The organism is Amycolatopsis sp. w19 (genome assembly GCF_051373225.1).
Classification (GTDB): domain Bacteria; phylum Actinomycetota; class Actinomycetes; order Mycobacteriales; family Pseudonocardiaceae; genus Amycolatopsis; species Amycolatopsis japonica.
Window position 1 is genome coordinate 230,082 of the sequence record NZ_JBPQFM010000012.1, and the last position, 17,479, is coordinate 247,560.

General features: G+C 70.1%; 21 protein-coding genes. 12 read left to right on the plus strand and 9 right to left on the minus strand.

The features are described from left to right. Window positions 1-30 precede the first annotated feature (30 nt). The 4 genes from ACSMFO_RS23965 to ACSMFO_RS23980 are packed head-to-tail and all read left to right on the plus strand — an operon-like array spanning window position 31 to window position 4,785. Window positions 31-1,014 carry an ornithine cyclodeaminase gene (locus tag ACSMFO_RS23965; RefSeq protein WP_436460572.1) on the plus strand — a complete coding sequence of 328 codons (984 nt, stop codon included), beginning with the start codon at window positions 31-33 and terminating at the stop codon, window positions 1,012-1,014. After that, on the plus strand, window positions 1,005-2,351 hold the full coding sequence (locus ACSMFO_RS23970; RefSeq protein ID WP_436460573.1) for a Y4yA family PLP-dependent enzyme: 1,347 nt from the start codon (window positions 1,005-1,007) through the stop codon (window positions 2,349-2,351). The genes ACSMFO_RS23965 and ACSMFO_RS23970 overlap by 10 nt, the downstream gene beginning before the upstream one ends. Continuing rightward, complete coding sequence (locus ACSMFO_RS23975) at window positions 2,348-3,406, plus strand: PLP-dependent cysteine synthase family protein (RefSeq protein WP_436460574.1); 1,059 nt, start codon at window positions 2,348-2,350, stop codon at window positions 3,404-3,406. The genes ACSMFO_RS23970 and ACSMFO_RS23975 overlap by 4 nt, the downstream gene beginning before the upstream one ends. Then, window positions 3,403-4,785 (plus strand): MATE family efflux transporter, encoded by a 1,383-nt coding sequence (locus tag ACSMFO_RS23980; protein WP_436460575.1) that lies wholly within the window; start codon window positions 3,403-3,405, stop codon window positions 4,783-4,785. The genes ACSMFO_RS23975 and ACSMFO_RS23980 overlap by 4 nt, the downstream gene beginning before the upstream one ends. Here ACSMFO_RS23980 and ACSMFO_RS23985 read toward each other — a convergent pair. Next, the gene (locus ACSMFO_RS23985) at window positions 4,761-5,702 is read right to left on the minus strand and encodes a hypothetical protein (protein ID WP_436460576.1); all 942 of its coding nucleotides are present in this window, start codon (window positions 5,700-5,702) and stop codon (window positions 4,761-4,763) included. The two genes, ACSMFO_RS23980 and ACSMFO_RS23985, sit on opposite strands and share 25 nt — an antisense overlap. A 126-nt stretch (window positions 5,703-5,828) precedes the next feature. Here ACSMFO_RS23985 and ACSMFO_RS23990 point away from each other — a divergent pair, with 126 nt between their 5' ends. Together ACSMFO_RS23990 and katG are read left to right on the plus strand one after the other, a co-directional pair. After that, a complete protein-coding gene (locus ACSMFO_RS23990) occupies window positions 5,829-6,251 on the plus strand; it encodes a Fur family transcriptional regulator (RefSeq protein WP_007031522.1) in 423 nt (140 codons plus the stop codon). Window positions 6,252-6,278: 27 nt separating this feature from the next. After that, on the plus strand, window positions 6,279-8,513 hold the full coding sequence (gene katG, locus ACSMFO_RS23995) for a catalase/peroxidase HPI (protein WP_436460577.1): 2,235 nt from the start codon (window positions 6,279-6,281) through the stop codon (window positions 8,511-8,513). 78 nt (window positions 8,514-8,591) lie between these two features. Here katG and ACSMFO_RS24000 read toward each other — a convergent pair whose 3' ends face one another. Together ACSMFO_RS24000 and ACSMFO_RS24005 are read right to left on the minus strand one after the other, a co-directional pair. Then, window positions 8,592-9,374 (minus strand): ANTAR domain-containing protein, encoded by a 783-nt coding sequence (locus ACSMFO_RS24000; RefSeq protein ID WP_436460578.1) that lies wholly within the window; start codon window positions 9,372-9,374, stop codon window positions 8,592-8,594. Window positions 9,375-9,451: 77 nt separating this feature from the next. Then, window positions 9,452-9,835 carry a VOC family protein gene (locus tag ACSMFO_RS24005; protein WP_037342001.1) on the minus strand — a complete coding sequence of 128 codons (384 nt, stop codon included), beginning with the start codon at window positions 9,833-9,835 and terminating at the stop codon, window positions 9,452-9,454. Between the two features lie 81 nt (window positions 9,836-9,916). Here ACSMFO_RS24005 and ACSMFO_RS24010 point away from each other — a divergent pair, with 81 nt between their 5' ends. Together ACSMFO_RS24010 and ACSMFO_RS24015 are read left to right on the plus strand one after the other, a co-directional pair. After that, window positions 9,917-10,444 (plus strand): hemerythrin domain-containing protein, encoded by a 528-nt coding sequence (locus ACSMFO_RS24010; protein WP_436460579.1) that lies wholly within the window; start codon window positions 9,917-9,919, stop codon window positions 10,442-10,444. Window positions 10,445-10,488: 44 nt separating this feature from the next. Next, window positions 10,489-10,833, plus strand: a complete 345-nt coding sequence (locus ACSMFO_RS24015) for an STAS domain-containing protein (protein WP_436460580.1) — start codon at window positions 10,489-10,491, stop codon at window positions 10,831-10,833. A 15-nt stretch (window positions 10,834-10,848) separates the two neighbouring features. On the opposite strand, the gene ACSMFO_RS24020 is transcribed toward ACSMFO_RS24015, so the two are convergent. Then, a complete protein-coding gene (locus ACSMFO_RS24020) occupies window positions 10,849-11,181 on the minus strand; it encodes a hypothetical protein (protein ID WP_037342007.1) in 333 nt (110 codons plus the stop codon). A 237-nt stretch (window positions 11,182-11,418) separates the two neighbouring features. On the opposite strand from ACSMFO_RS24020, the gene ACSMFO_RS24025 reads away from it, so the two are divergent. After that, entirely contained in the window at window positions 11,419-12,207 is a 789-nt protein-coding gene (locus ACSMFO_RS24025) for a SigB/SigF/SigG family RNA polymerase sigma factor (protein ID WP_360134302.1), read from the plus strand. Window positions 12,208-12,711: 504 nt separating this feature from the next. On the opposite strand, the gene ACSMFO_RS24030 is transcribed toward ACSMFO_RS24025, so the two are convergent. Together ACSMFO_RS24030 and ACSMFO_RS24035 are read right to left on the minus strand one after the other, a co-directional pair. After that, complete coding sequence (locus ACSMFO_RS24030; protein ID WP_436460593.1) at window positions 12,712-13,086, minus strand: DUF6292 family protein; 375 nt, start codon at window positions 13,084-13,086, stop codon at window positions 12,712-12,714. 80 nt (window positions 13,087-13,166) lie between these two features. After that, window positions 13,167-13,607: an Hsp20/alpha crystallin family protein gene (locus ACSMFO_RS24035; RefSeq protein WP_360134278.1), complete on the minus strand. Its 441-nt coding sequence runs from the start codon at window positions 13,605-13,607 to the stop codon at window positions 13,167-13,169. Between the two features lie 106 nt (window positions 13,608-13,713). Between ACSMFO_RS24035 and ACSMFO_RS24040 the strand changes: the two genes are divergently transcribed. Beyond that, complete coding sequence (locus ACSMFO_RS24040; RefSeq protein WP_436460581.1) at window positions 13,714-14,328, plus strand: HSP18 transcriptional regulator; 615 nt, start codon at window positions 13,714-13,716, stop codon at window positions 14,326-14,328. Between the two features lie 67 nt (window positions 14,329-14,395). Beyond that, entirely contained in the window at window positions 14,396-14,584 is a 189-nt protein-coding gene (locus ACSMFO_RS24045) for a hypothetical protein (RefSeq protein ID WP_436460582.1), read from the plus strand. Window positions 14,585-14,845: 261 nt separating this feature from the next. On the opposite strand, the gene ACSMFO_RS24050 is transcribed toward ACSMFO_RS24045, so the two are convergent. Both ACSMFO_RS24050 and ACSMFO_RS24055 read right to left on the minus strand, forming a co-directional pair. Then, window positions 14,846-14,971, minus strand: coding sequence for a hypothetical protein (locus tag ACSMFO_RS24050; RefSeq protein WP_007031507.1), 126 nt, complete (start codon window positions 14,969-14,971; stop codon window positions 14,846-14,848). Window positions 14,972-15,053: 82 nt separating this feature from the next. Next, a complete protein-coding gene (locus ACSMFO_RS24055) occupies window positions 15,054-15,794 on the minus strand; it encodes a nucleotidyltransferase domain-containing protein (RefSeq protein ID WP_436460583.1) in 741 nt (246 codons plus the stop codon). Window positions 15,795-15,880: 86 nt separating this feature from the next. Here ACSMFO_RS24055 and ACSMFO_RS24060 point away from each other — a divergent pair, with 86 nt between their 5' ends. Then, a complete protein-coding gene (locus tag ACSMFO_RS24060) occupies window positions 15,881-16,357 on the plus strand; it encodes a TspO/MBR family protein (RefSeq protein WP_436460584.1) in 477 nt (158 codons plus the stop codon). Here ACSMFO_RS24060 and ACSMFO_RS24065 read toward each other — a convergent pair. Beyond that, on the minus strand, window positions 16,350-17,479 hold a 1,130-nt coding region (locus ACSMFO_RS24065), incomplete at its 5' end, for a type VII secretion protein EccE (protein WP_436460585.1). The two genes, ACSMFO_RS24060 and ACSMFO_RS24065, sit on opposite strands and share 8 nt — an antisense overlap.

Consider the following 17,479-nt stretch of genomic DNA (forward strand, 5'->3'; position numbering starts at 1 on the left):
CCACCTTCCCACGAGAAAGGTCGATCGTTCATGAGCTCCGGTCCCTCGCTGCACATTCTCACGCGCTCGGATCTGCACAGCCTCGAACTCACCCCTGGCGAGGCGATCACGATGGTCGAAGACGGCTATCTGGCCTACGCCGCCGGGGCCTCGCGGAACCCGGCGAAGCTGATGGTGCCGATCCCGGATCCCGCGCGGGACGCCGTCGCGTACTCGATGCTCGGCTACGACGGTTCCCTCGAACAGGCCGCGTTCAAGACGAGCTACCGCCAAGGCAGCACGTCGGCCGAGAAGTACTACACGACCATCACCCTGTACGACGACACCACGGGCCTGCCGTTCGCGCTCATGGACTGCCACCGCGTCGGCGCCACCCGCACGCCCGCGAGCACCGCGTTGATCGCGCGGTCCTGCGCTCGGCCGGGCGCGCGATCCGCGCTCATGGTCGGCACCGGCGCGCAGGGGATCCGGACGCTGCCGTACCTGCTCACCGCCCTGCCGGAGCTGGAACGGCTGCGGCTGTTCGGCACGCATCCCGACGGTCTTCGCGACAGCGTCGCCGCGCTGAAGGAGCGCTTCCCGGACCGCGAGGTCGAACTCGTCGACGACGTGGAGGCCGCGGCGCGCGAGTCCGACATCGTGGTCGCCGCGTCGGGCCGGGCGGCCCACCCGAAGATCCGTCTCGGCTGGCTGCCGCCGGGCGGGCTGCTGATCTCCGTCGCCAGCAAGGGAGTCCAGGAAGGCACGCTCGCCGAGGCCGACTACACGGTGGCCACCAGCGGCGCGCAGGTCGAGGTGACCGGGCAGCGGATGGCGGGTCCGGACGGCGTGTTCCGGATCGACGCCGAACTCCCGGAGATCCTCGCGGGCAAGGCTCCCGGCCGCCGCGGCGACGAAGACCGGGTGTTCGCCTTCAGCAGCGGCATGATCATCACCGACATCCCGGTGGCGCACGCGCTGGCCGCCCGCGCCATCGCCGCCGGCCGCGGCCGCGAGGTGGCCCTGTGGACCTGATCGACACCCTGTCCCCGCCCCTGCCCGCGCTCGAACGTCCCTGGGCGCACCGGCTGCGTGCTTCGGAGACGCTGTGGGAGATCGCCCGCGGGGTCGGCGGCGGCCCGTTCCACGTGGTCCATCCGGCCACTTTCGCCGAGAACCTCGGGGAAATGGTCGACGCGCTCGCCGCCGAACGGGTCGAAGGCACCGTCTACTACGGGAAGAAGGCGAACAAGGCGGCGGCCTGGCTGCGGGAATGCACGCGTCCCGGCACGGGGGTCGACGTCGCGAGTGTGCCCGAACTGGTGCACGCCCTCGGAAACGGGCTGCGCGGCGAAGCGATCGGGGTCACCGGTGCCGCCAAACCCGACGGCCTCCTTTGGCTCGCCCTGCGGCATCGCTGTCTCATCGCGGTGGACGCGGCCGACGAGCTGGAACGCGTCGCCCGGCTGGCCATCGAACTCGGGGAGACCGCCGAAGTGCTGCTGCGGGTGCGGCCGCCGTCCGCGCCGGAGAGCCGGTTCGGTTTCGCGCCCGACGCGGTGAAAGCGGCCGTGCGAGAGTGCGGCGGCCCGGTCGTCCTGCGGGGTTTCTCATTCCACCTCGACGGCTACGACCCCGTGCCACGGGCGGAACTCGCCGCGTACCTGATCGATCTGTGCCACGACGCCCGCGCGCTCGGACATCCCGCGTCGAAGATCAGCGTGGGTGGCGGGATCGCCGTGTCCTATGTGGACGCCGGTGACTGGGCGCGGTTCGAGTCCGGCAGGCACGACGGCTGGTTCCACGCCGGCCGTAATCCGGCGAGGACCTATCCGTACCACCAGGCGCCGACCGGGGCGGCGATGGTGACCGCGATCCTGCGGCACGAGATCGCCGGGAAGACACTGGCGGAGCGCCTGCGCGCGGCCGGGATCGAGCTGCTGCTCGAACCCGGCCGGGCCCTCGTCGACGGCGCCGGGTTCTCGGTGTTCCCGGTGCTGGGCTGCAAACCGGGCGGAGACCACCTGATCACCACGGTCGCGGGCCTGTCCATGAGCCTGTCCGAACAGTGGAAGGGCAGCGAGTTCCTGCCCGACCCGCTGCTCGTGCGCCGGGACGGACCGGGCGGTACGCCGGTACGGACCATCGTCGCGGGGTCGAGCTGCATGGAGTACGACGTGCTGACCTGGCGCGCGGTGGAGCTGCCCGCGCGGCCGAGGACCGGCGACCTGCTCGTGTACCCCAACACGGCCGGCTACCAGATGGACAAGAACGAGAGCGGTTTCCACCAGCTTCCGTTGCCGCCGAAAGTGGTGGTCGACGGCGACCGCTGGCACCTCGACACCGACCACCCGATCCAGGAGATCCGATGACGATCGTCCGGCGCGCGTCCGACCTGATCGGGAACACGCCGCTGCTGGAGCTCGCGCGTACCGGCACCGGGACGCGTCTGCTGCTCAAACTCGACCACCTCAACCCCACCGGCTCGTGCAAGGTACGCATGGCGAGGCGGATGATCGACGAGGCGGAGCTCGACGGACGGCTGCGGCCGGGCGGGCATATCGTCGAACCCACCTCCGGCAACACCGGGAACGGGCTCGCCCTGGTCGCGCTGGAACGCGGCTACCGGTTCACCGCCGTGGTCGATCACCACGCCGCCCGCGAGAAACTCGGGATGCTGCGCGCGCTCGGCGCGGAACTGGTGTTCGTCGAATGCCCGCCGGACGGCGGGGTCAGTTCGGTCCAGCGGCGGCGGGTCGCGGCCCGCATCGCCGCGGAAACCGGTGCCTACCATCCCGATCAGCACAACCATCCCGGCAACGGCAACGGATACACCGGGCTGGCGCGGGAACTCGTCGAGCAACTCGGCGACGTCGACGTGCTCGTCGCGGCGATCGGCACCGGCGGCTCCCTGTGCGGCACGGCCCGCGCCCTGCGCGCCGCGGGAGCGAGCACCCACGCGGTGGCGGTCGAACCCGTCGGCTCGATCATCTTCGGTGGCGCGCCGGGGATCTACCACCAGACCGGGGCGGGCAGCCCGGCCGGTTTCCCGATCGGGGACAACGTCGACCGGTCGGTGATCGGCGAAGCCCACCGCGTGTCCGACAGCGACGCGTTCGCCGGGGCCCGCGTCGTCGCCCGGCGCACCGGCGTGCTGGTCGGCGGGACCACCGGCGGCGCGATCCACGTCGCGCTGCGGCGGCTTTACGCGTATCCGGCCGGAAGCGTCGTCGTGGTGCTGTGCAACGACGCGGGGGAGAAGTACCTCGATTCGGTGTACGACGACGAATGGCTGCGCGCCAGGGGCGTACTCGACGAACTGGCCCACCGCCGGATGGACCGCTGGTTCGCCACCTACGCCGAATCCGTGAAGGTCGCCACGCGCGACCGGGCGGTGCGCCGGACACCGGTGGCGGTGGGCGGATGAGCACGGCGGTGACGACCCGCGGCTACCGGGCCCTCGCCGGGCTGGCCGCGCCGATCGCGGGAATCCAGCTGGCACAGGTCGCGCTCACCAGCGTCGACCTGGCCATGCTCGGACTGCTCGGGGTGACCGCGGTGGCGGCGGGCGGGCTGGCGATCCTGCTCTACAACCAGATCCGCACCATGTGCGTCGGCATGGTCACCGGCGTCGGGAACCTCGTGGCGACGGCGGCCGGGGCCGGGGAACTCCGCACCGGCACCGGCGAACTCGACGAGCGGGCGCGGGACGAGATCCGCTCGCTCCTGCGGTCGGCGCTGCTCGTCGCGACCCTGACCGCGGCACTCGGCGCGGCCGTCCTTTGTGGACTGGCCGTCGCGTTGCCCTCGCTCGGCCAGAAACCGGAGATCGTGTCGCTCGCCGGACCGATGATGTTCGCGCTGGCCGGCGGGCTGTTCCCGATGGTGTGGCTGAACGTGGTGCGCCAGTTCGCCGTCGGGTTGCGGCGTCCGGGTTCGCTCCTCGCCGTGACACTGGTGTCGATCGCGGTCAACGCCGCCCTCAACGCCGCCTTCATCTACGGCTGGGCGGGCCTGCCCGAGCTGGGCGTCGCCGGTATCGGCCTGGCGACGACCTTGGTCCAGTTCTTCACGCTCGCCGTGTTCGCCTCGGCCCTCCGGCGGGATCCGCTGCTGCGCCCCATGGTGTCGCTCGCGCTGTGGCGCGCGGACCGGGCGGTGGTCCGGCGCATCGTCCGGCACGGGACGCCGATCTGCTTCACCTACGGTTCGGAAGCGGCGATCACCTCGATCGCGACGATGCTGATGGGTGCGTTCGGCCCGGCGATGCTCGCCGCTTCGAACGTCGCGAACCAGCTCGCCTACATCGTCTACCAGGCCAACATCGGGCTGTCGCAAGGATCGTCCATTTTGGTCAGTCGCGCGGTCGCCCACGGTGACCGGGATCGCGCACCGGTGATCGCGCGCCAGGCGTTCACCCTCTCCTGGTCCTTGATGGCGGTGGTGAGCCTGGCGTACCTGCTGGTGCCGCAGGTGCTGCTGTGGCCGTTCCTGCACGACGAGACCGACGCGGTGGTGCTCGGCACGGCGTCGACCCTGCTGGTGTTCGCCATCGCGCAGCAGTACAGCAAGGGAACGCAGAACATCCTCGTCGGCCTGCTGCGCGGGCTCGGTGACACCGTCTCCGGCCTCCGCTGCACTCTCGTGGGGTACTGGGCGGTGGGCGTGCCCGCGATGTTCTTGTGCGCCCACGTGTTCGCCTGGGGCGGATGGGGGGTCTGGGCCGGGCTGTGTCTCGGCTTCGCGGTGACCGCGGTCCTGCTCGGGCGGCGTTTCGCCGGTCAGGGACCCGGTTCGGCGCGATAGCCGTCGATCCGGGCGAGCAGGTCGCGGGAGGCGGGATCGGCGTGCCCGCGCAGAAGTCCCGCCAGCGGTGCGAGCCGGTCCTTGGTGCGGGTGGAACCGAGGCCCCGCGCGAGGTCCAGCGCCTCGTCGCCGGTGCGGACGGCTTCGTCGAAATCGCCCTGGAGCGCGTGGTTCTGCGCGAGCATGATCAAGGTGAACGCGAGGCTGCGGGACATCTCGGCGCCGTAGCCGTCGACGGCGTCGCGTAACCGCTCGATCGCTTCTTCGCTGTGCCGGGAGGCGACCGTCCTGGCCAATTCGGTCAGGACGGTCCCGCGCATCGCGGCCATGTCCGTGGCGCCGAAGAAGGCTTCCCACGGTCGTGGCGCCGCCCAGGTGCCCGCGTTCTCGAACTCGCACTCCGCCCGCGCCAGGCTCGTGAGGGCTGCGCGCTCGTCACCGGCCTTGGCCAGTGCCCACGCCTCGTTGATCGTCAGGATCGCCTGTGCCCGCAGGGAACCGGAGCGGTGGGCGGCGGCTTGGCCTTGCCGGAGATGGTCCAACCCGCCTTCGACGTCGTCATGATGCAATGCCAGCCTGCCGAGGCGGTAACAGATGTTGGCCATGAGATTGTCGTTGCCCGCAGCGGCGGCGAGACCGAGCGCGCGGTCGAACCGGAGCCGCGCCGGAACGCGGCGGCCGATGTCGAATTCCGTCCAGCCCAGCAGATTGTGCAGATCCGCGAGCACGGTCAGCAGCCGTGACCGGAGCCCGCCGGGGACGGCGCCCCAAGTGAGCAGCAGGCTGACCGACTTCACGACGTGCACCGCGTCGTGGGAAAAAGCGCCGCCCTGCCGATAGTCCAACGCGCGCAGAGTATCGACCGCGTTTTCGAGACATTCGACGTCGGCGATACCGATACGGCCGGTCGTTGTCATGAACTCACCTCACGCAAGTCATGGCTCGCTCCACGGCTACCCGGTGTCAAGGCGTTCGAAACCGGCCTTCACTCCCCGGGGTTCTTGATTTGACCCGTTCCAAAGACGCTCTTATCGTCCTTGGTGATGTCCGACTTCGAGGCACAGCTGCGAGCGGTTTCGTTGCGCGTGACGCGGCCTCGGCTGGCCGTGCTCGCGGCGCTGCGCGATCATCCGCACGTCGACACCGAAACGGTGATCGCGCTGGTGCGGGCCGATCTGCCGACGGTCTCGCACCAGGCGGTGTACGACGTGCTGCGGGCGCTCACCGAAACCGGTCTGATCCGGCGGATCCAGCCCGCCGGCGCGCTCGCCCGTTACGAGACCCGGGTGGGGGACAACCATCACCATGTCGTGTGCCGTTCCTGCGGTGCGATCGCGGACGTCGACTGCGCCGTCGGCCATGCCCCCTGTCTCACCGCTTCGGGCGATCACGGGTTCGTGATCGACGAGGCGGAGGTCGTCTACTGGGGCCTGTGCCCCGGCTGTGCGGCCGAACCTGTCCAGTGATGAATTCGCCTGCTCGGAAGGAAAGAAATGAGTGACAACCCGGAGAAGGGCTGCCCAGTGGCCCACGACTCCGTGACCGCGCACGGAAGCGAGAGCGAGAACCCGGCGATCGACTCGCCGACGCCGAAATCGGGCGGCCGCCCGCGTACCAACAAGGACTGGTGGCCCAACCAGCTCGACCTCTCGGTGCTGCACGCCCACTCGTCGAAGTCGAACCCGCTCGGCGCGGACTTCAGCTACGCCAAGGAATTCGCCAAACTCGACGTCGAGGCCCTCAAACGCGACATCACCGAGGTGCTCACCACCTCGCAGGACTGGTGGCCCGCCGACTTCGGCCACTACGGCGGCCTGATGATCCGGATGAGCTGGCACGCCGCTGGCACCTACCGCATCCACGACGGCCGAGGCGGTGCCGGTGACGGCGGGCAGCGGTTCGCCCCGCTCAACAGCTGGCCCGACAACGCCAACCTCGACAAGGCACGGCGGCTGCTATGGCCGGTCAAGGAGAAGTACGGCCAGCAGATCTCGTGGGCCGACCTGCTCGTGCTCGCCGGGAACGTCGCGCTGGAGTCGATGGGGTTCAAGACGTTCGGCTTCGGTTTCGGCCGCGTGGACACCTGGGAGCCCGAGGAGATCTTCTGGGGTCCTGAGGACACCTGGCTGGGTGACGAGCGCTACGCGAGCGACACCGAGATGGCCCCCGACGTCGGCGCGACCGAAATGGGCCTCATCTACGTCAACCCCGAGGGACCCCGAGGCAACGCGGACCCGGCCGCCGCGGCGCATTTCATCCGGGAGACCTTCGCCCGGATGGCGATGAACGACGAGGAGACCGTCGCGCTCATCGCCGGGGGCCACACCTTCGGCAAGACCCACGGTGCCGGTATCGCCGACGACCACGTCGGCCCGGAACCCGAAGCCGCCCCGCTCGAGACACAGGGCCTCGGCTGGCTGAGCACCCACGGCAGCGGCAAGGGCGCCGACGCGATCACCAGCGGTCTCGAGGTGACCTGGACCGACAAACCGACGCAGTGGAGCAACCGGTTCTTCGAGATCCTCTTCGGCTACGAATGGGAACTCACCACCAGCCCCGGCGGCGCCAAGCAGTACGTCGCCAAGGACGCCGAGGCGATCATCCCGGACGCCCACGACCCGGTCAAGAAGCACAAGCCGACCATGCTCACCACGGATCTGGCGCTGCGCGTCGACCCGGAGTACGAGAAGATCTCGCGCCGCTTCCTGGAGAACCCGGACGACTTCGCGCTCGCGTTCGCCAAGGCCTGGTACAAACTGCTGCACCGCGACATGGGCCCGGTCAGCCGTTTCCTGGGGCCGTGGGTGCCCGAACCGCAGCTGTGGCAGGACCCGGTGCCGGACGTCGACCACGAACTCGTGGGGGACGCCGACATCGCCGCGCTCAAGACGAAGGTGCTCGAGTCCGGGCTCACGGTCGAGCAGCTGGTCGGCACGGCGTGGGCGTCCGCGGCGAGCTTCCGGTCCACCGACAAACGCGGCGGCGCCAACGGGGCCCGGATCCGCCTGGCACCCCAGCGTGACTGGGAGGTCAACCGGCCGGAAGAGCTCGCGAGTGTGCTGGAGACCCTGGAGGGCATCCAGCGCGAGTTCAACGACGCCGGTGGCGCCAAGATCTCGCTGGCCGACCTGATCGTGCTGGCGGGCACTGCCGCCGTCGAGAAGGCGGCGCGCGACGCGGGCACCGACGTGACCGTGGCGTTCCACCCCGGCCGCGCCGACGCCACCCAGGAGGACACCGACGTCGAGTCGTTCGCGCTGCTCGAACCGCGGGCCGACGGGTTCCGCAACCACCTGCGTCCCGAGGAGAAACTGCAGCCGGAGGTCCTGCTGGTCGAGCGCGCCTACATGCTCGACCTGACCGCGCCCGAGATGACCGTCCTCGTCGGCGGCCTGCGTGCGCTCGGGATCACCGCCGGCGACACCCGGCACGGCGTCCTCACCGACCGGCCCGGCGTGCTCACCAACGACTTCTTCACCAACCTCCTGTCGCCGGGCACCCGGTGGAAGGTGTCGGAGTCCGAGGAGAACGTGTACGAGATCCGCGACGCCGGCACGGACGCGGTGAAGTGGACGGCGACCCCGGTCGACCTCGTGTTCGGCTCCAACTCGCAGCTGAGGGCGCTTTCCGAGGTCTATGCGGGTCAGGCCGGGCGGGAGCGGTTCGCCGCCGACTTCGCCAAGGCGTGGACCAAGGTCATGGAACTGGACCGGTTCGACCTCGACTGACGTCGGTACCGCTGGTCGTGACTCGCGTGAAGGCCTCCTTCCCTCGGCCGAGCCGAGGGAAGGAGGCCTTCACGCGCATCAAGGGGTGTCGAGTTCCGAATGCCGGCTGGCCAGGGTCTGGGCGACTTCGGCGAGTTTGACGTTGAGGTCCTGGGAGGTCCGGCGCAGCAGGTCGAAGGCCTCGTCGGCGGTCAGGCCGCGGCGCTGCATGAGGATCCCTTTCGCCTGCCCGATGACGTCGCGCGATTCGACGGCCCGCCGGAGATGGCTCGACTCCAGCTCCGCCCGGCTCACGGCGTTGGTGCTCGCCAGCGCGAGCGAGCCGTGCGTGGCCAGCAGGAGCGCGGAGTCCTGGGCCTGCGAGTCGAGGGCGCCGGGGCGGCGGCTGTAGATGTTCAGCGCGCCGGGCACCTTGGGCGGGGTCGCGTCGGGCATCAGCACGGTGGACAGGATCGCGGTGTAGCCGTGCCGCACGGCCGCCGCGGAGAAATCCGGCCACCGCTTCTCCGCCTTCAGATCCTCACTGCGGATGTAGCCGGGGCTTCCGCTGTCGGCCGCATCGACGCAAGGGCCCGTTCCGGCGCGATACTGCACCTCGTCGAGCTCCAGCGCCACCTCGCCGGTCGAAACCGGGGTGTGGAAGGTCCCGTCCGGGGCACGGAGGGTGACCGACACCAGATCCGCGCCGGGGACCACCCGATAGGCGGCGGCGACGACCTGTTCGAGGACCTGGGCCGGTGTCGAGGCGGCCAAGAGCAGGCGCGTGAGTTCGACGAACTGGCCTGCCAACGGGCCCGCCGAGATGTACTCGCCGGAACCGAATTCGTCCTTGTCGCGTTGCCACAGTCCTTCGTCCGCCATCAGCTGACCATCCCAGTCGGGGTTCGATGTCCTTCGCCGGTTACCCGGTGGCGCCGCGGGCCAACCAGTGGATCGTCCTAAGTGGACGGTTCTACTCGCTTGCGAAGCAGGCAGAACACGTTTCCTTCGGGGTCGGCGAGCACGTGCCACGACTCTTCCCCGGTCTGGCCGACGTCGGCGGGCCGGGCCCCCGCGGCGAGCAACCGCTCCAGTTCCGCGTCCTGGTCGCGGTCGGTGGGGTTCACGTCGATGTGCAGGGGGAGTTTGCCCGGTTTCGGGTCGTCGCTGCGGCTCAGGATCAACGTCGGCTGCGGGCCGCCGAAACCGACACCGGGCGGGCCGATCTCGATGTCTTCGCCGTCCTTGCCGATCTCGACGTAGCCGAGCACTTCGCACCAGAACGCCGCCATCCGGACCGGATCGGCGCAGTCGAGGATGAGTTCGGTGATACGGCAGGCCATACGGCCGAGGATAGCCCGGTCGAATCCGCGCGGAGCGGGTATCCGGGTGCGTCGAGTCGATCCCGAACCGAGGAGGCGGCCGTGGCGGGCGACGTCGTGGACTTGATCATGCAGGACCACCGCGAGGTGGAGCGGCTGTTCCATGAACTCGAGCGGCATCCCGAGAAACGGCCGCTGCTCGTCCCGGTGCTCTCGTCGCTGCTCACCGCGCACAGCCGCGCCGAGGAGGCCGAGGTCTACCCGGCCGCCAAGGGTGAGGCGGACGAGGCCGAAGACGTCGCGCACGGCCAGAAGGAACACGCCGAAACCGAGCAGTTGCTCGCGAAGCTGAACGAAACCGAGCCCGAATCGAAGCAGTTCGAGAAGGTGCTCTCCGACCTCGTCGAGGCCGTCACGCATCACGTGAAGGAAGAGGAATCCACCGTCCTGCCGAAGATGCGACGCGAGCTGGGAAAGGCTTTCGTGAGCAGCCGGACTTCCCATCTCGGCGACCGTCCCGGTGAGGCCACCAAACGGGAGTCGCTGACCCAGGCGCGCAACGCGGGCGTGACAGGTGCTTCGAAGATGGACAAGGACGAGATCGCGCGCGAGGTGGCCAAGTCTTCCTGATCGCGACGGTTGCGGACCGGACCGCGCCCTTCTACCGTCGATGAATGGCGATCGACTCCGAAGCAGGGCAGTCCGCTCCTCTCGTCGTGGCCGAGGCGGCCCGCTCCGAAAACGCGATCACCGTCGAGGTGGCGGGTGACATCGACATTTCGACCAGCCCCCGGCTCCGGGCCGAGCTGTTCGAGTTGGTGGCGCACGGCCCCGGCACCGCGGTGGTCGACATGACCGGTGTCGGTTTCTGCGATTCGTCGGGGCTTTCCGTGCTGGTGCAACTGAACCGGCAGTGCCAGGAGTCCGGGATCGACCTGAGTTTCGCGCCGTCCAAGGTCGTGCGCCGGGCCATCGAGCTCACCGGGCTCTTGCCGACGCTGAAAATGACGGGCGACTAGCCGACCTGCCTCCGATCAGCGGCCGAGGGCGTTCTGCAGTTCCTTCTTGGTCATGCTGGAACGGCCTTTGATGTTGCGCTTCTTGGCCTCGTTGTAGAGCTGGTCCTTGGTCGGCCCGCCGGGACCCTTCCGGTTGCCGGACCGTTGCCCGCCGCGCTTCTGCGGGGAGGTGTCCTTGGTCGAGCTCTTGCTCGCCGTCTTCGATTCACCCGATTGCGCGCGGTTCTTGTTGACCGTCCGCGCCGCGATCTCCTCGGCACGGCCGGTGCTCGCGCCGCGTTTCTTCTGTGACGACTTGATGTGCTCGTACTGACGCTCGCGTTTGTCGCTCCAGCTCTGTTCAGGCACGGCTCCTCCTTTGTCGTGACCTGCGGATACCCCTTCTTCTTGCCGGTGAATCGGAAGATCACCCGTCCAGGTCAGCGCGGCCCGGCCCGGCGGCCGATGTTTGCCCTGCCCGCTTCCCGGGTATCAGCTCGATAACGCACGTACGGACGTATGTCAGTCCACAAGGGACGGAGGTTAACTTCGATGAGCGCCCCGCTCCTCATGGAAGACGTCGACCGGCCCGTCTCACGGGAGCCGATGCCGCCCGCACCTCGGGACCGCCGAGCGCGGCGGAAGGACGACTACTCGCATTGCCGCCCCTGGTTCGACGAAATGGCCGCACTGCCCGATGGCCACCCGGACCGGCGGCGCCTGCGGGAACGCCTGATCCTCGAACTGTTGCCGATCGCCGAGCACATCGCCGTCCGGTTCAGCGGACGCGGCCAGCCGAGGGAAGACCTGATCCAGGTGGCGCGGATCGGCTTGATGAAGGCTGTGGACCGGTTCGATCCCGCGCAGGGCGGGGAATTCCTGGCGTATGCGGTGCCGACGGTGATGGGCGAGGTACGGCGGTTCTTCCGCGACACCGGCTGGGCGGTGCACGTCCCGCGGGGCATGCAGGAACTGCGCACCCGGCTCACGCGGGCGACCACGGAACTGACCCAGACCCTCGGCCGCGCGCCGACGCCGTCCGAGCTCGCCGGGCATCTCGACGTGGACGTCGACACCGTCCGTGACGGCCTGCTCGCCGCGAACAGCTACCAGACCTCGTCCCTGGACCGGCCGGTCAACGACGGCGAGGGCTCGCTTCCCTTGTCCGATGTGATGGGGGAACTGGATTCCCGGTTCGAACACATCGAGGATCGGCACACCGTGGTCCCGCTGCTCCGGCGGCTGCCGGAACGGGAACGGGCGATCGTCACGATGCGGTTCTTCGACGGGATGACCCAGTCCCAGATCGCCGAACGCGTCGGGATCTCCCAGATGCACGTTTCCCGTCTGCTCACGAAGATCCTGCAGGATCTGCGCGGCAGTCTCAGCGGCTGACAACTTCCCGAGGCTCTGCCGGACCGGCGGGGTGCCCAGTGCGTGCAGCGCGTCCCAAAGGGTGACCGCGGTGGCCGTCAGCACGGGTTTGCCAAGGGCGGTTTCGAGGTCTTCGAGCAGTGGTGTCGTGTGCAGGGCGGTCTCGGGGATCAGGACGGCTTCGGCGTCTTCGTGGTCGGCCGCGGTCGCCAGTTCGGTGATCCGGCGGCGATCCCAGGTGGCGAGGGCGCGGTCCGAAGGCGCGTCGGCGGAGACCGAATGAACGGTACTGCGCGCGGGAACGCCGAGCCGCTCGCCTGCTCACGCGCGCCGGCGAGGCCGCGCGTGAAACTGCAGCTGGAGCAGGCCCAGCTGACGACGTCCGGTGCCGTGCCGAACCGCGCGGCGGCCGAGAGCCTCTCCGGTGCAGTTCCTCGCCGCAGTCCCGCGTCGGGTACAGCAGGCCGATCACGGCTCACTCCTTCCGGCTCGACGCCCTTCGGAGGTACCCGACGCGAGCCGCCCTCATTCGGCGGGGACGGCGCGGAAATCCGGCGGGGTGAGCTGCCCGACGCGATGGTCGTCCTCGCGGACGGCCTTGACGAAGCGCGCGACCTCGGCGGGGCGCGGCGTGGCGGACTTCCCGCCCAGGTAGCGGAGGACGATGAGGTCCTCGCCGGAATGGGTCTCGATCGCCACGGCCCAGCCGCGGATTTCGTCCCACAGCAGGGCGACGTCGCGTTCCGGATGGGTGGCGAGCCGCTCGTCGAGCGCGACATACGCCGAGACCGGGTCGTCGAGATCGACAGTGCAGGATTCGAGGCCGACGCCGAGCGCCTCGGTGATCTCGCCGAGATAGCCCCACACGGCATCCCGGGTGTGCGGGTGGCGGACAGGCATGGTGAGCAACGAGGATTTCCCTTCCTTCCCCGGTCTCGGTCCGGTGCGGGACCCGGCGGCCCCGCACCGGAGGCGGACACTCAGGCCTGGATCTCCTTGCGGTCGGACGTGGTGCCGGAGATTTCGATGCGCCGCGGCTTGGCCTTCTCGGCGATGGGGATGCGCAGGGTCAGCACGCCTGCTTCGTATCCGGCCGCGATGCGGTCGGTGTCGAGGGCGTCGCCGAGGAACAGCTGGCGCGAGAAGACGCCGAGCGGGCGCTCGGAAACCTGCATCTGGACGTCCTTGCCGGGCGTGGGCCGCCGCTCGGCCTTGACCGTCAGGACGTTGCGTTCGACGTCCAGCTCGATGGCGTCCGCGGCCACGCCGGGAAGGTCGAAGCAGACGACGAACTCGTCGCCGTCGCGGTAGGCGTCCATCGGCATGGTGGCCGGCTTGGACCAGGTCCCCGGGTTCGCGGCGCCGAACATCTGCTGGGTCAGCCGGTCGAGCTCGCGGAACGGGTCGGTGCGCATCAACATCGGGTTCCACCTCCTGGGTTCGTCGTCTCTGGTGTCAACACGCACTACTGTTCTAACATGTCGTCGAAACGATGACAACCACCGAGTCGTCGATGGGATGACAAAGATGAACGAAGACCCCGCCCGGATCGTGCGTGCGGTGCGAGATGTCGTGACAGAGGCCCGCTCCGGCGTCTCGGACCCGGAGCGGCTGTTGGCGGCTTTGACGGCGCTGAGGGACGTACGCGAACAACTGGCAGCGTGGGAACCGGAGTTGATCGCGGCGGCACGCGCGGGCGGGACCAGCTGGACCGCGCTCGCCCCGGCCTTGGGGGTCGCGAGCCGTCAGGCGGCGGAGCGGCGGTTCCTGCGGTTGCGGCCGTCCGTCAGCGGCGAGAGCACGGGCGAGGCGCGGGTCGACGCGGAACGGGACCGGCGCGCCGGTGACCGCGCGGTCGCGGAGTGGGCTCGCCGCAATTCGGCGATCCTGCGGCAACTCGCCGGTCAGGCCGGCGCGCTGCCCGGGCTGGACGCCGAGGCCAGGGAAAGCGCGGAAAGGCTGAGCGCCGTGCTCGGCGAGGACGACGTCACCGGCCTCCTCGCCCCGATGGCCGACCTGCGTGCCCGCTTGCCCCGCGAGCACACCGGATTCGCCGAACGGCTCGGGGAGATCGGCATGCACACCGAGCAGGTCCGGCGGGACGCCGTCGACGACCGGCGGGATCGCCAATCCTCACGATGACGCGGGTGTGAAACCGGTGCGGAGCGGGTATCCGCCGCCGTCCCTCGAGCGAGCCGGAGGTCTTCCGATGCTGGTCCGATCCGATTCCCCGCCGACGGCCGACGTCATCGGGCTGGCACTGGAAGTGCTTGCCGCGCAAGGACTGCGCGGGGAGGCCGCCCGTGCGGCGCTCGACGCGATGGCGCGGGAACGAGGGCTGCCGATCAAGCGGTGCGCGGCGCTCATCGTGGCCGCCGTCGACGGCCGGACGGGGTAGGCCGCCGACGCGTCCGACGTGCGTGGGCCGAAGGCTCCCTTCGCCGCGTGTGATGCGACAAAAGGAGCCTTCCCCCCCGCCGTCCGGGTGGTCGTGAGTGGCGTTTCTGGTTAGGGCGAGTGCCTTAAGTGCCTACTGGATTTGGCTGTAGCTGATCACGGGTCGGGTCCTAAGTACATGAAGGCCCCCTTCCTTGCGCCAGGCGCAAGGAAGGGGGCCTTCATGTACTTACGGACCAAGCCGGGCGGTCGTGAGTGTCCGCTACTGGCAGGCTTCGCAGTCCGGGTCGTCGATGCGGCAGGCGGCGCCGTCGGTGAGCGGGAAGTCGAAATCGTCGAGCGCGGGGACGGCCAGAGCGGTCTCTTCCGGCGTGGCGGTGGCGGACATGTCTCTCCCTCGGTACGGAACTGGTCTCATCTCTCTGTAGCGCTGAAGATCGCCGGTCATTCCGTGACCCGCGCCACAACGCTCAGACCGTCCGGAACAGCGCTTCCGCGTCGTCCACCGCCTTCGCGAGGACATCCGCGCGCAACCCGGCGAGGATGGTGTCCATCTCACGCAGGCCTGCGCGCCGCAGCAGCCGTTTCTCGTTGGTGACCCACTCGCCGCGGGCCGCGAGGACCGCGTGCGCCGTCTCCATGGCGGCGGTGGCCAGCGCGCCCGCGACCTCCGTGGCCTGCCCGCGCGGGACGAAGGCGCCGCGGGTGTAGCGCAGCGTCAGTTCGGCGCGGCCCCGCCACATCGCCGGAGCCGTCTCCCGTAACGCTTCCGGGTAGTCCGGTCGCGGCAGGTCGCCGCGCAGCACGCGGTTGACCGCGAGTTCCGCGACGGGCAGGTAGCTCGGGACACCCGCGAGGTGGAACATCAGCGGCTCCCAATGGAACCGGCCTTGGCGTGCTTCGGCGAGATGGTGCTCGACGGCGTCCAGGTCGCGGTAGTGGACGTCGACCTGCCTGTCGTCGATCGTGAGCCAGGCGCCGCCGTTGAACACGCCGCCGCCCCAGGCGCCGATTTCGGAGATCTCGCCGTCCCAGCCGACGGCGCGCAGGTCGGCCGGGTCGAAGGCGCCGCGGTAGTAGACGGCGAAATCCCAGTCGCTGCCGGGACCGTGGGTGTCCTGGGCGCGGGATCCGCCGAGCGTGACGGCGTGCACGGCGGGCAGGGCGGCGAGGCCGTCGGCCACGTGGGCAAGGAAGGTGTCGTCGTTCATCGCGTGAAGATCGTAAGACCGTCTCCCGTGCCGAAGCGACGGGTTTTGAGCGCGCGAGCCCGTGTCCGCGCCCGTACGCTCGAACGATGACCACGATCCCGGGAAGACTCCGTGCGCCGCTGGCGTTCCTTCCGTTCCTGGCGGCGGTCGCGGTGGTGGCGGTCGTCGGCGGGCTCGCCGCGGCCGGCGCCCGCTCTGTCTACAGTGGACTCGAACTGCCGTCGTTCGCACCACCCGCCTGGCTCTTCGGTCCGGTGTGGACGGTCCTGTACCTCGCGATCGCGGTGTCGGGCCGGCTGTACTGGAAATCCGGCGGCGACCGCCGGTCCTTGATCTGGTACGCGGCACAACTGGTCCTGAACGCCGCTTGGACGCCGCTGTTCTTCGCGGCGGGCGCGTACGGCGTGGCACTGGTGGACATCGTCCTGCTCGACGTCGCGATCGTCGTCACCGCGCTGTACTTCCGCCGGTCTTCCCGGGTTTCGGCCGCATTGCTGGTGCCGTACCTCGCCTGGACGCTGTACGCGACCGCGCTCACCGCCGCGATCGTCGTGCTCAACTGATCCCGATCGGCAGGGTGGCGGCCACTCCCTTGGCGTGCCTGCCGTCGAGCCGCTCCAGCGTGATCCCGCCCCGGCGCGCGGCGAGTTCCAGGTCCCGCACCGCGTGGTCCACCGCCTGGACCCCCGCGGCCGCGACCCGGATCGCGGCGCTGACGCGGGGTTCGGTCTCGGCGGCGCTCCGGCGCGCGGTCACGGCCAGGCTCACCGCGGATCCGGGGGCGGCGGCGAGCAGACGGCGTGACAGATCCGCCGCGAGTACCGGGGGCAGCGTGTCCCAGCCGTCGAGGCGGAAGGTCGCCTGGCTGATCGGCCCGCTGTGCCAGAACCGCCAGTCTTCGCGGATCCGCGCCCGGCCCGCCGTGACGTGCGCCAGCGACGCGAGGGTGCCGAGGACCTCGTTTTCGCTGAGCGCCCGCACCGGCAGGCCGTCGCGGCGAAGCTGCCGCCGCACCCGCCTGACCGTGTTCCCGAGCGCCTGCCGCACATCGGCGTCGCGGTGGACGTCGGCGGTGCGCAGTGCCTGCAGCGCGACCCAGCCCCGTGGCGGCCGGGAGCGGTCCGCGCCGACGTGGTGGATGACCTGCGCGGCGACGTCCAGGGCCTGCTCGCGGGACGGCGGCGGCAGCAACATCGGCGGCGACGGCATCGGCTGCTCGCGGGCGGCGGATTTCGGTTGCAGCACAGCGGTGATCCCGTCGGCGCGGCTGACCATGAACACCGTCTCGTCGCCGATCTCGCCGGTGATCCCCGTCGCTTCCGGCGAAAGCAGACCCAGCAGCGCCCGGCCCGCTTCGCCCGCTTGCCGAAGATCCCGGTCGCGGTCGCGGGTCAGGTAGCCCGACGCCGAACCGAGCCAGGCGTAGAGCCAGCGTCCGCGAATCCGCACAGCGGTCAGTGCGAGCACCACGACGGCGGCGGTGACCACCGCGGCCGCCAGCGGCCAGGGCCGCCCCGCCACCAGGACCAGCGCGACGAGCACGAGTTGCCAGCAGACGATCTGCGCCACCCCGATCCCGGCCGGCCGACCTTGCCGGCCTCCTCGGCCGGGCGACGGCGGATTCGGCCGCGGCGGACCGGGCGCGGGGGCGGGAACGGGCGCCGCCGCGGACCAGCGCGGTCGCT

Coding starts and splice junctions, on each gene's coding strand:
- ACSMFO_RS24045 (WP_436460582.1), top strand. CDS start 14,396: ATGCTGGTCCGATCCGATTCCCCGCCGACGGCCGACGTCATCGGGCTG.
- katG (WP_436460577.1), top strand. CDS start 6,279: ATGAGTGACAACCCGGAGAAGGGCTGCCCAGTGGCCCACGACTCCGTG.
- ACSMFO_RS23985 (WP_436460576.1), bottom strand. CDS start 5,702: ATGACAACGACCGGCCGTATCGGTATCGCCGACGTCGAATGTCTCGAA.
- ACSMFO_RS23975 (WP_436460574.1), top strand. CDS start 2,348: ATGACGATCGTCCGGCGCGCGTCCGACCTGATCGGGAACACGCCGCTG.
- ACSMFO_RS24015 (WP_436460580.1), top strand. CDS start 10,489: ATGGCGATCGACTCCGAAGCAGGGCAGTCCGCTCCTCTCGTCGTGGCC.
- ACSMFO_RS24040 (WP_436460581.1), top strand. CDS start 13,714: ATGAACGAAGACCCCGCCCGGATCGTGCGTGCGGTGCGAGATGTCGTG.
- ACSMFO_RS23990 (WP_007031522.1), top strand. CDS start 5,829: ATGTCCGACTTCGAGGCACAGCTGCGAGCGGTTTCGTTGCGCGTGACG.
- ACSMFO_RS24050 (WP_007031507.1), bottom strand. CDS start 14,971: ATGTCCGCCACCGCCACGCCGGAAGAGACCGCTCTGGCCGTCCCCGCG.
- ACSMFO_RS24005 (WP_037342001.1), bottom strand. CDS start 9,835: ATGGCCTGCCGTATCACCGAACTCATCCTCGACTGCGCCGATCCGGTC.
- ACSMFO_RS24030 (WP_436460593.1), bottom strand. CDS start 13,086: ATGCCTGTCCGCCACCCGCACACCCGGGATGCCGTGTGGGGCTATCTC.
- ACSMFO_RS24060 (WP_436460584.1), top strand. CDS start 15,881: ATGACCACGATCCCGGGAAGACTCCGTGCGCCGCTGGCGTTCCTTCCG.
- ACSMFO_RS24025 (WP_360134302.1), top strand. CDS start 11,419: ATGCCGCCCGCACCTCGGGACCGCCGAGCGCGGCGGAAGGACGACTAC.
- ACSMFO_RS24055 (WP_436460583.1), bottom strand. CDS start 15,794: ATGAACGACGACACCTTCCTTGCCCACGTGGCCGACGGCCTCGCCGCC.
- ACSMFO_RS23965 (WP_436460572.1), top strand. CDS start 31: ATGAGCTCCGGTCCCTCGCTGCACATTCTCACGCGCTCGGATCTGCAC.
- ACSMFO_RS23980 (WP_436460575.1), top strand. CDS start 3,403: ATGAGCACGGCGGTGACGACCCGCGGCTACCGGGCCCTCGCCGGGCTG.
- ACSMFO_RS24035 (WP_360134278.1), bottom strand. CDS start 13,607: ATGTTGATGCGCACCGACCCGTTCCGCGAGCTCGACCGGCTGACCCAG.
- ACSMFO_RS24000 (WP_436460578.1), bottom strand. CDS start 9,374: ATGGCGGACGAAGGACTGTGGCAACGCGACAAGGACGAATTCGGTTCC.